9 protein-coding genes and 1 tRNA gene are annotated in these 12,624 nt (G+C 63.6%); 7 read left to right on the top strand and 3 right to left on the bottom strand.

Annotated elements, in window-relative coordinates:
* Positions 1–39 precede the first annotated feature (39 nt).
* Entirely contained in the window at positions 40–2,205 is a 2,166-nt protein-coding gene (locus tag ACTNBZ_RS04410; RefSeq protein ID WP_441208486.1) for a M28 family peptidase, read from the bottom strand.
* A 682-nt stretch (positions 2,206–2,887) separates the two neighbouring features.
* Between ACTNBZ_RS04410 and ACTNBZ_RS04405 the strand changes: the two genes are divergently transcribed.
* The 7 genes from ACTNBZ_RS04405 to ACTNBZ_RS04375 all read left to right on the top strand — a co-directional run bounded on the left by ACTNBZ_RS04405 (position 2,888) and on the right by ACTNBZ_RS04375 (position 10,443).
* Positions 2,888–3,646: a DeoR/GlpR family DNA-binding transcription regulator gene (locus tag ACTNBZ_RS04405; RefSeq protein WP_441208485.1), complete on the top strand. Its 759-nt coding sequence runs from the start codon at positions 2,888–2,890 to the stop codon at positions 3,644–3,646.
* Complete coding sequence (gene pfkB, locus ACTNBZ_RS04400; RefSeq protein WP_441208484.1) at positions 3,643–4,545, top strand: 1-phosphofructokinase; 903 nt, start codon at positions 3,643–3,645, stop codon at positions 4,543–4,545. The genes ACTNBZ_RS04405 and pfkB overlap by 4 nt, the downstream gene beginning before the upstream one ends.
* A 30-nt stretch (positions 4,546–4,575) precedes the next feature.
* Positions 4,576–6,498, top strand: a complete 1,923-nt coding sequence (locus ACTNBZ_RS04395) for a PTS fructose transporter subunit IIABC (protein ID WP_441208483.1) — start codon at positions 4,576–4,578, stop codon at positions 6,496–6,498.
* A gap of 42 nt (positions 6,499–6,540) precedes the next feature.
* Complete coding sequence (locus ACTNBZ_RS04390; protein WP_441208482.1) at positions 6,541–6,804, top strand: HPr family phosphocarrier protein; 264 nt, start codon at positions 6,541–6,543, stop codon at positions 6,802–6,804.
* A 39-nt stretch (positions 6,805–6,843) separates the two neighbouring features.
* Positions 6,844–8,559, top strand: a complete 1,716-nt coding sequence (ptsP, locus tag ACTNBZ_RS04385) for a phosphoenolpyruvate--protein phosphotransferase (RefSeq protein ID WP_441208481.1) — start codon at positions 6,844–6,846, stop codon at positions 8,557–8,559.
* Positions 8,560–8,830: 271 nt separating this feature from the next.
* Positions 8,831–9,520 carry a peptidoglycan recognition protein family protein gene (locus ACTNBZ_RS04380; protein ID WP_441208480.1) on the top strand — a complete coding sequence of 230 codons (690 nt, stop codon included), beginning with the start codon at positions 8,831–8,833 and terminating at the stop codon, positions 9,518–9,520.
* 47 nt (positions 9,521–9,567) lie between these two features.
* Positions 9,568–10,443, top strand: coding sequence for an ADP-ribosylglycohydrolase family protein (locus ACTNBZ_RS04375; protein WP_441208479.1), 876 nt, complete (start codon positions 9,568–9,570; stop codon positions 10,441–10,443).
* 46 nt (positions 10,444–10,489) lie between these two features.
* Here the strand turns inward: ACTNBZ_RS04375 and ACTNBZ_RS04370 are convergent.
* Positions 10,490–10,585: transfer RNA gene (locus tag ACTNBZ_RS04370), tRNA-Sec, on the bottom strand.
* Between the two features lie 127 nt (positions 10,586–10,712).
* Complete coding sequence (gene selB, locus ACTNBZ_RS04365; protein WP_441208478.1) at positions 10,713–12,617, bottom strand: selenocysteine-specific translation elongation factor; 1,905 nt, start codon at positions 12,615–12,617, stop codon at positions 10,713–10,715.
* Positions 12,618–12,624 lie beyond the last annotated feature (7 nt).

The following is a 12,624-nucleotide window of genomic DNA, read 5'->3' as shown; positions in this document are numbered from 1 at the left end:
CCCCTTTTTTCGTATGCTGTGGGGCGTTTTGACTAGATGTCAGGCCAGAAGGCCGGCCAGCTCGGACATGGCCCCGGTCTCCCGGGTCCCCAGGTCCCGGAGGATCCGGAGCTGGGCCTCCGCGGCGGCCTGGTAGACGGCGATCTCGGAGGAGAAGTCCCCGCCCGTCTCATCATAGCGGGCAAAGATGCTGCGGGTGGCGGCGTCCACGTCGGCCTTGGCAAAGCCGATGCCGGTGCCCCAGTACAGGTTGTCCCGGTTGCCCTCGCCCCAGAGCATGTCGTCCTGTACGGCGATGACCTCGGGGGAGAAGTACATGGCATACCACTCCAGCACGTTGTTCACGGTCCAGGCGTACTCATCCACCGCGGCGGCCACGTCGCCGGTCTCCAGACAGGCGATGATGTCCCGGCAGAGGCGGACGTTTTCCTGAGGCGCCTCGTGGGGAACGATGGGCCGCTCGTACATCAGGCCCAGAAGATGCTTCTGCGCGTATTCAAAGGCCTTCAGGTTCCGGTCGGTGAGCTGGGCGCCCTCAGCCCGGAGGGAGGACACTTTTTCGGCGTCATTTTCCTCCAGGGCCCGGCGGTAATCCCGATTGACCTGCTCGACCCGCTCCTTCATAGCCTGGGCGGCGGTGTTCAGCTCCTCCAGCGCGGAACGGAAAGCGGCCATGTCCACCCCGGCCTCGGCCATCAGCTCCTCGTCCATGGAGGCCAGCACCCGGTCATACTGGGCGGTAAAATCCAGATAGAGGGCGGGGGTCTGGTCGATGTACATGGCCAGGGCGCCGTAGTAGCGGAGGTTGAAGTTCATGACGGCCTCGTTATAGGTATCCGGAGTGTCGTACTGGCTGTGGTAGATGTCCACATAGAAGGGGAATACAGTCTCCATATCCTTTTGCAGCAGGAAGCCGTTGACAGTGGAAGGGACGCCTGCGGCATAATAGGAGAAGTCATCGGAGTAAGTGTAGGTCTGATAGCCCCCGGTAAGCACGCCGTCGGGGAAGCAGCCCTCCGGGTCAGGGGAGTACTCATATTCGTTGGCAAAGTAATCTAGCATGGTGAACATCTCGGGGGCGGAGTAGGTGCTGGTGTAGGTGTCAAACTCATAGGCGGGCAGCTCGAAGTTGATAAAGGCCAGGGTCCTGCCCACCCACTCGGGATGGACGTTGTTGATCATCTCCCAGGCGCCCACTGTCCAGTCGTACTGGGTGTAGGAGGAGCCCCACTCCTCGGCGCCGTGGAGGCAGAATACGATGTCGTTTTCAGGCTGGTAGCCGGAGTCGATCATGGCCTTTGCCATGGAGAGCACCAGGCCCACGGCGCAGTTGTCATCCTGGAAGCCCCAGAAATGCGCGTCGTAGTGTCCGCCCACGATGATCTGGTGGCCGGAGGACTTGCCCCTGAGTACGCCGGTGATGTTGTAGGTCGTGCCGGCGTCCACGTCCACCTCGTTGTCCACCGTCAGGGTGGCGGTGACGGGGCCGCTCTTCAGCTTCTCCTGCAGCTGGCGGGAATCGGCCAGACTGATGGACAGGGTGGGGATGTTGTCCGGGCCGCAGATATCCTGGCAGTTCAGGGCGTCATCGGCGATCTGGGCAAAGCCGCCGGTGTTGGCGGCCAGGACGGCGGCGGCCCCCTGGTGCTCGGCCTCCAGCATGGGATAGGTGATCCACCAGTCATTGCGCTGGTCGATATCGATGAGAACGATCTTGCCGGTCACGTCCAGACCCTCGTAATCCCACATGGTTCCCTTGCCCACATAGACCAGCTCGGCGGTGATGCCCTCCGCCGGGGTGGCGGCAGCGGCGTAGGAATAGACCGGATAGTCCTTTCCGTCCACAGTGAAGCTGGCGCCGTTGAACTGCCAGCGGTCGCACTGGGCGGCAGCCTTTTCCACATCGGTCAGGCCGATATCCTCCATCAGGCCGGCCAGATAATCGGCGGCGGCGTGTTCGGCGTCGCTGCCGGCATTTCGTCCGCCCTGCGCAGAGTTGAAGTAGGCGGGATTGGTGGTCAGCTCCAGGGCGGTTTCATAGGCAAAGCTGGAGGAGACGGCACTCAGATAGCCCGTGTACTGCTCCTCCAGAGAGGGCACAGCTGCCTGGACAGAAGTCTCAACGGGATCGGAAGGTGTGGGGCCGCAGGCCGAAAGGCCGGAAAGCAGGGCAAATGTGAGCAGCGCGGTCAGGACTTTTTTCAATCGTGTTTCCTCCTTGGATGAATAGATGGATCTATAAAAAAACAGGTGACACGTATGGAAACGTGTCACCTGTGAAAGCAAACGACCACATCCGCCCAAAACGGGCATGAGGCCGGGACCGGCTGGCAGTTCAGAGTCTATACAGCAAAGATACTTTTACTACTCTTATTGACCGTTTCACAAGTTGACCTGTTCCAACTTATAAAATTTGAGCTTTTAACTCAATCAATAAGGCAACGAAAGTTGCCAACCCGCACCCGCGGTGCGGTCCCCGGCTCTTCGACGGGTTTTCGGCATTTGACCCGGCCGTCCGTGTAGCCTTGGCTCTCCCGGAGGAGAGCGGTCATTATCTTTGACCGGATAGACTCCAATCAGAAATTGGAATCAGTATAATATGGACCGAAGGGAAATGCAAGTATTTTTTGGGCCGGAAAGCGCACTGCCTTCCCGGTCCGTGCCATTCGGCAGGTAGGGAATAAGTTCCGTTTATTTGGGTAAAAAGAGGAGAGAAGATATGGCGGGAAAGAGGTGCAGCCAAAGTGCATAAAAAGGGCAGCACATTTTTGTGAAAAACGAGAGCGGGAAATTGATTGGTAATGATTGAAATTGATTGGATTGCGTGCTACAATAGCGTCACAACAAATCAAAAACAATCAAATACAATCAGGAAGGGGCAAGACAGATGCTGGCAGAAGAGAGACTGGCGGCCATTTTGGCAGCAGTGGAAAAGCGGCGGGCCATCAGTGTGGCGGAGCTGTGCCGGGAGACCGGGGCTTCCGAGGCCACCATCCGCCGTGATCTGCTCCTGCTGGACCGGCAGGGCAAGCTGACCAAGGTCCACGGCGGGGCCATGGCTCTGGGCGGCGAATTTGATCCGGAGGAGCCCGACCTCCCTACGAAGGCCCAGCGCCACGTGACCGAGAAGGACCGTATCGGGCGCTACGCCGCCGCTCTGGTCTACGACGAGGACTTTGTGTTCCTGGACGCGGGCACCACCACCCTGGCTATGGCCAACTACCTGGAAGGCTCCAAGGCTACCTTCGTCACCACCAGCATCGCATGCGCACGGAAGCTGGGGGAGCTGGGGTGCAAGGTCTATGTGGTGGGCGGACGGCTCAAGCTGGGCACCGAGGCCATCGTGGGAGCAGAGGCCCTGGCCGCCATCGGGCAGTATAACTTCACTAAGGCCTTTCTGGGGACCAACGGCATTACCGTCCGGCAGGGCTGCACCACCCCGGACATCGAGGAGGCCGCCGTCAAGACCCGGGCGGCGGAGCAGGCCTACATGACCTACGTGCTGGCGGATTCCAGTAAATTCGGAAAGGTCACCGCGGTGACGATCTGCCCGCTGAAGGACGTGTGCATCATCACGGACCGGCTGCCCGAGGAGAGCTACCGGCAGTACGCGGTGGTCAAGGAAGTGGGGGTGGATGAGGAATGATCTATACCGTGACCTTCAATCCCGCCATTGACTATGTGGTGCGGATGGATGCCCTGGAGCCGGGGGCCGTCAACCGGACGGCGGAGGAACTGATCCAGTTCGGGGGCAAGGGCATCAACGTGTCCGGCGTCCTGCGGAACCTGGGGGTGGAAAATGTGGCGCTGGGCTTTCTGGCGGGTTTCACCGGCCATGCCATCGAGCAGGGCCTGTCCCGCTCCGGGGTGCGCACTGACTTTATCCACCTGGACCGGGGGTTCAGCCGGATCAATGTGAAGATTAAGGCCGGGACCGAGACCGAGATTAACGGCCGGGGGCCTGAGATCGGCCCTGAGGCGCTGGAGCAGCTCTTCCGCCGCCTGGAGCAGCTGGGGGAGGGGGACGTGCTGGTGCTGGCCGGGTCCATCCCGGCCAGCCTGCCCGGGGACATCTACCGGCAGATCCTGGAGCGGCTGGACGGCCGGGGCGTGGAGGCAGTGGTGGACGCCGAGCGGGAGCTGCTGTGCAGCGTGCTCCGATACCGGCCCTTCCTCATCAAGCCCAATAGTCTGGAGCTGGGGGAGATCTTTGGCCGGGAGCTGCATACCGACGGGGAGATCCGGGCGTGCGCCGCCGAGCTGCAGCAGCAGGGCGCGCGGAATGTGCTGGTCTCCATGGCGGGGGACGGAGCCATCCTGCTGGACGAGACGGGCGCCTTCCACAAGATCGCCGCGCCCAGAGGGACCGTCCGCAACTCGGTGGGGGCCGGCGACTCCATGGTAGCCGGGTTTCTCACCGGATGGTTCCGCACCGGGGACTACGCCGCGGCCCTGCGTATGGGCGCCGCCACCGGGAGCGCCACCGCCTTCTCCGACGGACTGGCCACCCGGCAGCAGGTGGAAGCTCTTCTGAGGACCATGTAGATCACATTCAAACAGGAAAGGATGAGCGTTATGCGTATCACCGACCTTCTCAAAGCCGAGGGCGTCGCGCTCGGGGCCGCCCCCGCCGATCAGAACGCCGCCATCGACCTGCTGGTGAGCCTGCAGGACCGTGCAGGCAACCTCACCGACCGGGAGGCTTACAAGGCCGACATCCTGGCCCGGGAGGCCCAGGGCACCACCGCCATCGGCAGCGGCATTGCCGTGCCCCACGCCAAGAGCGCCGCGGTCAGGCGGCCCGGACTGGCGGCCATCACCGTCCCCGCCGGCGTGGACTACAACGCCCCCGACGGCCTGCCCTCCAGGCTCTTCTTCATGATCGCCGCCCCCAAGGCGGGGGCCGACACCCATCTGGAGATTTTGTCCCGGCTGATGGTGATGCTAATGGACGAGGCATTCTGTCAAAAGCTGCTGGCCGTCCGGGACGTAAAGGAATTTCTGGCCTGCATCGACCGGCAGGAGCGGGAGAAGTACCCCGACGAGGTCTCCGCTGCGGAGATCCCGGCGGAGGAGAGCGGGAAAGAGGGCTTCCGTATTCTGGCCGTCACCGCCTGTCCCACCGGCATCGCCCACACCTACATGGCCGCCGAGGCCCTGGAGAAAAAGGGGAGGGAGCTGGGCGTCCCGGTAAAGGCCGAGACCCAGGGCTCCGGCGGGGCCAAAAACGTTCTGACCCGGGAGGAGATCAGGAAGGCCGACGCCATCATCATCGCCGCCGACAAAAAGGTGGATCTGGCCCGGTTTGACGGCAAGCACGTCCTCCGGGTCCCGGTGGCCGACGGCATCCACAGGCCGGAGGAACTGATCCGCAAGGCCGCGCAGGCCCCTGTCTACCACCATGTGGGCGAGACCGCCGGGGAGGAGGTCAGCGAGAGCCTGGGCCGGAAGCTCTACAAACAGCTGATGAACGGCGTCAGCCATATGCTGCCCTTTGTCATCGGCGGCGGCATCCTCATCGCACTGGCCTTCCTGCTGGACGATCCCAGCATTGATTACGCCAACTTCGGCACCAACACCCCTGTGGCCGCCTGGTTCAAGAACATCGGCGGCACGGCCTTCAACTTCATGCTCCCCATCCTGGCGGGATATATCGCCATGGCCATCGCCGACCGCCCGGGGCTGATGGTGGGCTTTGTGGGCGGCACACTGGCAGTCTCGGGCGCCACCTTCGCCGCACCGGGCGGCGGCTCCACCTCCGCCGGCTTTCTGGGCGCCCTCATCGCCGGCTTTGCCGCGGGCTACCTGATGCTGGGCATGCGCCGCCTGTGCGACAAGCTGCCCCGGGCGCTGGAGGGCATCAAGCCGGTGCTCATCTACCCGGTGGCGGGCCTGGTGCTCATCGGCGTGTTCATGTGCGTGGTCAACCCCTTTGTGGGCATGCTGAACAACGCCCTTTACAGCGGCCTGGCCGCCATGAACGAGGGCAGCCGCGTCGCCCTGGGCTTCGTGGTGGCCGCCATGATGGCCATCGACATGGGCGGCCCCTTCAACAAGGCGGCCTACCTCTTCGGCACGTCCACCCTGGCTGCGGCCGACATCGCTGCCGGAGGCTCCGGCGTCATGGCGGCGGTGATGATCGGCGGTATGGTGCCCCCCATCGCCATCGCCCTGGCCACCACCTTCTTCAAGAACCGCTTTACCGAGGAAGAGCGCAAGTCCGGCCCGGTGAACTATATCATGGGCCTGTGCTTCATCACCGAGGGCGCAATCCCCTTCGCGGCCTCGGATCCCCTCCATGTGCTGCCCGCCTGCATCGCGGGTTCCGGCGTGGCCGGAGCTCTGTCCATGCTCTTCGGCTGTGCCTCCCCCGCGCCCCACGGCGGCCTGTTTGTATTCCCCGTTATGCACAACGCGCTGATGTATATCGCGGCGCTGGCCATCGGCTCCGCCGTAGGCATGGTGCTGCTGGCCCTGCTGAAGAAAAAACGAGACTGAAACCGGGGCCGCACCCCGCAAAAAAAGAAAGGAAGATCTGACATGGTATCAGCCAAGACTGCCGTCATCAACCCCATGGGCATGCATATGCGCCCCGCCCAGCTATTCGTCAAGACTATCACCCCCTTCGCCTGCGACGTGACCATCGCCGCCAACGGCCGGGAGATCAACGCCCGGAGCATCATGAACCTGATGGCCGCCTGCATCAAGCAGGGCACCGAGATCGAGATCCGCTGCGACGGCGAGCGGGAGGACGAGTGCCTGAAGGCCGCCGTGGCCCTGGTGGAGTCCGGCCTGGGTGAGTAAGGCCCGGCCCCCGCTGAACATCTTTTAACAGAAAGGAACATGACGATGGTATTACGTGGCGTTGGCGCCTCCGCGGGGATCGGGCTTGGGACCGCAGTGTGCGTCCGGGAGCAGGATCTGGACTACTCCCACGTGGCCTTTTCCGGACCGGAGCGGGAAAAGGCACGGCTGAAAGAGGCAATGGAGACCTTCTGTGCCAGGACCCAGGCCATGGCCGACGACGTGAAGGCCCGGGTGGGTGAGAAGGAATCGGAGATCCTCTCCGGCCAGATCGTGATGCTAGGCGATCCCTTTCTGCTCTCCCAGATGGAGGAGCAGATCGGCGGCGGGCTCTGTGCCGAGGCCGCGCTGGACGCCGTGTGCCGGTCGTTCATCGACATGTTCTCCGGCATCGACGACGAGATGATGCGCCAGCGTGCCACCGATATCGAGGACATCCGCACCCGCATGCTGGGCATCCTGCTGGGGAGCGGGAACGTGGATCTCTCTGAGCTGCCGGAACACACCGTGCTGGTGGTCCATGACCTGACGCCCTCCATGACGGTGGGCCTCCGGCGGGAAAACGTGGAGGCCATCCTCACCGAGGTGGGGGGAAAGACCAGCCACTCGGCCATCCTGGCCCGGGCGCTGGAAGTGCCGGCGGTGCTGGGCATCCCCGACCTTCTTTCCGAGACCAGGGATGGGATGCTGGTCATCGTGGACGGCGGGAAAGGGTATGCCATGCTGGACCCCAACTCCGGCATACAGGAGGAATATCTGGAGCGGCGCAGGAAGCAGGACCGGGAAAAGCTGCTCCTCCAGCTCTACCGGGGACGGGACACGGTGAACGCCGACGGAAGGCGTTTGGACCTGTACGCCAATATCGGCGGCACAGCAGACGCCGCGGCCGCCGCGGCCGCCGGGGCGGAGGGGATCGGCCTGTTCCGCACCGAGTTCCTCTTTATGGACCGGACCGCCCTTCCCACCGAGAAGGAGCAGTATGAGGCCTACCGCACGGTGGCCGGACAGATGGCGGGCAGAGAGGTCATCATCCGCACCCTGGACGTGGGCGGGGACAAGGGCATCCCCTATCTGGAGATGGAGAAAGAGGAGAACCCCTTCCTGGGATACCGTGCCATCCGCTACTGCCTGGGCCGTCCCGAGCTCTACAAGGTGCAGCTCCGGGCCCTGCTGCGGGCGGGGGCGGAGCACCGCAACATCAAGATCATGCTGCCCCTGGTCTCCGGCGTGCAGGAGCTGCGGGCGGCCCGGGCCCTGCTGGAGGAGTGCAAGGCCGAGCTCACCGCCGAGGGGCGGGAGTTTGACGGCCGCATCCCCCTGGGCGTGATGATCGAAACCCCCGCCGCCGCCCTTGTGGCCGACCTGCTGGCCCGGGAGGCCGACTTCTTTTCCATCGGCACCAACGACCTGACCCAGTATACCGTGGCGGCGGACCGGGGCAACGCCAGGGTGGAGGGGCTGTGCTCCCCCTTCCATCCCGCCGTGCTGCGGAGCATCCGCAGTGTGATCGCCGCCGGAAAGGCTGCGGGCATCCCGGTGGGCATGTGCGGCGAGGCCGCCGCCGACCCGGCCATGATTCCGCTGCTGCTCTCCTTCGGACTGGACGAGTTCAGCGTCAGCCCCTCCGCGGTGCTGGCCGTCCGCAGGGAGATCGGGCGCTGGAGCGATGACGCCGCCGCCCGCACCGCCGATGCCGCCATGGTCCTGGACGACAGCCGGGCGGTGGAGGAGTACCTCCGTTCCGCCGCGCCGTAAGAGCGGCATAGAAAATCGAACCGTGCCCCTGCCGGACGCCGCCGTGTCCGGCAGGGGCTTTTTGCCTGCCTGGGGCCGGGGAATTTTCAGAAAATTTTAAGGACCCGTGTCGCAAAACCTGTTATACTATTCGCAATGAAAAGCAGACATGATTTTAATCCCACGGCCACAGCCATGGGATTAAAATGCAATATATTGCATTTTAATTTGGAGATTGGTATTATAATGGAGAAAAATCGGCCGGAAAGACGGCGCAGGGGAGAGATGGCGTATGGCACAGGCGGCGCGGGGCGGAAAGCGGGTGGCGCCCAGAGCAAAAAGACGGAAAAAGGGGCGCAGCCCCCTGCTTCTCCCCGGAATACTGGCGGTGGTCGTAGTGCTCCTGCTGGGCGTCAAGCTGGGGTTGGAGCGGTTTTCCACAGCCGGAGGGGAGACGCGGGAAAAGCATCCCGCCCCCGAGTGGGTCACAAAGGAGTATCTGCCGGTGAATCCCTTCTCCCGTCCCGGGACCGGGCTGGAGGAAGTGAACGGCGTGGTGGTCCACTATGTGGGTAATCCCGGCACCACGGCGGAGCAGAACCGCAGCTTCTTCGCCGGCCTGGCCGAGCAGACCGAGGGGGCGGAGAATACGGTGTCCGCCAGCAGCCACTTCCTCATCGGACTGGACGGGGAGATCATCCAGTGCATCCCACTGGACGAGTGGGCCTACTGCACGGGGGAGCGGAACCGGGACACCATCTCCATCGAGTGCTGCCACCCGGACGACGGGGGAGCATTTACCGACGCCACTTATCAGTCCCTGCTGCGGCTGGTCCGGTGGCTCCAGGAGGAATTTGACCTGGACGGGGAGCAGATCATCCGGCACTATGACGTGACCGGAAAGGAGTGCCCCCGCTACTACGTTCAGCACCCGGAGGCATGGGAACAGTTCAAGGCTGACCTGGAGCAGACCGGGACCTGAGCCCGGCCTGCCCGGCGGAAATGGGAAAAGAGAGGGGGAGCATAAAAATGTTCGGAGCCATCCTGGGCGACATCGTGGGCAGCCCCTACGAGTTCGACTGCAATAACATCAAGACCAAGAATTTTCCGCTGTTCAGCGGCCGCTCTGTGTTTACCGATGATTCCGTGATGACCCTGGCGGTGGCGAAGGGATTTATGGATGCTCCCCCCGGTGCAGATGACGATACCATCCGGCAGAGCATCGCCCGCGCCATGCACGAGCTGGGTCGGCGGTATCCGGATGCCGGCTACGGGGCACGGTTCGGCGCCTGGCTCTCTTTTGAGGGATCCGGACCGTACAACAGCTTTGGCAACGGCTCGGCCATGCGGGTGTCCTCGGCCGCCTGGCTCTACGATGATCTGGCTTCTGTCCGGCATGCGGCCCGGCTTTCCGCGGAGGTGACCCATAATCATCCGGAAGGCATAAAGGGAGCGGAGGCCACCGCGGCGGCCATTTTTCTGGCCCGCACCGGCCATAGCAAGAGTGAGATCAGGGGCTGCATCGAGGGTACCTTTGGCTACGACCTGAGCCGCACCTGCGATGAGATCCGCCCGCACTACCGCCATGTGGAGAGCTGCCAGGAGACTGTGCCCGAGGCCATTACCGCCTTTCTGGAGGGGGAGAGCTTCGAGGATGTGCTGCGCACCGCCGTCTCCCTGGGGGGCGACAGCGACACCCTCGCCGCCATCGCGGGGAGCATCGCCGAGGGGTACTACGGCGTCGATGAGGCCTGGAAGCAGGAGGCCTTCTCCCGCCTGCCGGAGGACCTGGCCCAGATCCTGCGCCGCTTCGACCTTGCCTGGGGCGTCATCCCCGAGCGGGAGCTGGACCCGGTCCACGAGGCCATCCTCATCGCCGGGCGGACGCCCCCGGAGGGAAAATAGAATAAATAAAAAAGGCTCCGTTCCGAAGTTCGGAACGGAGCTTTTTTGGCGAGAGCAGGTAAGAATCGAACTCACCAAGGCGGGATCGCCGCCCTCTACGGTTTTGAAGACCGCGGGGCTCACCAGATACCCTTCTGCTCCCATATCATCCGCTGTACAGGCCGCTATTGAGGACGGCCGCATACAACAGATGTTATTATAGCTGAAAACCGGGAAAAGGTCAACCGGAACCGTATCACTTTCCCCATAAAACCCCTGGAAATTTTGCGTCAGGGACGCTTGACCAGGACCCGGACGTCGCCGGTCTTGCGGGTGACGCCGGTGCCGTCCCAGTACTCCAGCAGGGCAAGGGCGTACTTGCGGGAGATGCCCAGGGCGTCCCGGAACTCGGCCAGCAGCAGCTCGGGCTTCTGGTCGAAGAGGGAGAGGAGGCCGGCCACGGCAGACTGGTAGTGGTCCTTCCGCAGCAGGATCTGGGGCGTCAGGGCCACCAGGTCTCCGTCGTACAGCAGGCGCTGCACCACCTGGCGGGCGCCGTCCTGCTTTTTGCCGAAGGAGGAGAGAATGTCATCCAGATTCTCCGGGCTGAGCCCGGCCTTGCCGTACAGGTCCAGAAGCTGGTCCTTCAGTCCGGAATAGAAGGAGTTCCACACCACCTGGAAGTCGGGCAGGGCGATGGTGGGGCCCTCCAGCCGCAGGCCCCGGTGCCAGGCGTAGTAGTCCACCAGGGCGTCGATGGCCACGGGGGAGGCGGTGGGCAGCAGTTTGCCCCGGAACTCACCCCGGTTCATACCGGGCTGGAGGGGCTGTGCCTTGTGATAGCTGCCCAGCAGCTTCACAGCCTTCTCCCACAGGGCCTCCACCGTGTCGTGATCCACATAGCGGCCGCCCAGCTCCACCACCTTCCCCTCCTCCATCAGAAGGGAGAGGGCCTCGTCCAGTTCAGCCTCGGTGAGGCCGGCGGCCTTGGCCAGGTCGTGCTTTTTCAGCATGGAGGAACCCGCCTGACGCAGGGCCTCCACCACCTGCTTCTCCGAGGAGCCGGAGGCCCGGGCGGCCAGACCTTCCAGAATCTTGGGGTCGCTGCGCTTGTGGCGGCCGGGATCGGCGTTGAGGATCACGCCGCCGCCCACGGTGACCATGGGGGAGAAGAAGCGGACCACATAGTGGTCGCCGTTCTTGACGGCCACATCCTCCTGGAACCGGAGCTGGGCAAAGCCGGTGCTGCCGGGCTCCAGAATATCCTGCCCCAAAATCACGCATTTACACACCAGCTCCCGGCTGCCATGGTGAAAATGAAGCTGGGTGTCGTTCTTGATGGGATAGGGAGAGTCCTTCAGAACGGTGAGCTGCACGTCCATCTGGCGGGAGAGGACCATGGAGCCAGGCTTGGCCACCGTGTCTCCCCGATGGATATCGGCCTTGTCGATGCCCGACAGGTTGACGGCCACCCGCATGCCGGCGCTGGCCCGCTCTTCAGGCTTGTCGTGGTTCTGAAGGCCCCGGATACGGGCCTTCTTCCCGGAGGGATAGATGCAGACTTCCTCCCCCAGCTGCATGGAGCCCTCGATGAGGGTGCCGGTGACCACGGTGCCGAAGCCGTCTACCGAAAAGACCCGGTCCACCGGCAGGCGGAAGGGCCGGTCCTGGTTGCGCTGCTCGGCGCCCTCCACCAGCTGGACGATGAGGGCCTTGAGCTCCTCGATGCCCTGGCCGGTGTAGGAGGAGACGGCGATGATGGGCGCGTCCTGCAGGAAGGTGCCCTGGACGGTCTCCCGGGCCTCTTCTTCAATGGCCTCCAGCCACTCCTCATCCACCATGTCGGCCTTGGTGACCACGATGATGCCGTTCTGCACCCCCAGCAGGGAGAGGATGCCCAGATGCTCCCGGGTCTGGGGCATAAAGCCCTCGTCGGCGGCGATGACCATGAGCACCACGTCCATGCCCGCCGCGCCCACCAGCATATTGCGGATGAACTTCTCGTGGCCGGGCACGTCGATGATGCTGGCGGTCTGGCCGTTGGGCAGGGTGAGCTGGGCAAAGCCGATCTCGATGGTGATGCCCCGCTTCTGTTCCTCCTTCAGCCGGTCGGTATCCACGCCGGTAAGAGCCCGGGTCAGGCAGGTCTTGCCGTGGTCCACATGGCCCGCGGTGCCGATGATGATATGCTTCATAATGGGG

The organism is Pseudoflavonifractor sp. HCP28S3_F10, assembly GCF_052065415.1.
Lineage (GTDB): Bacteria > Bacillota > Clostridia > Oscillospirales > Oscillospiraceae > Pseudoflavonifractor_A.
Note: the sequence above shows the minus strand (reverse complement) of the source record. Positions and strands in the feature narration are given on the sequence as shown.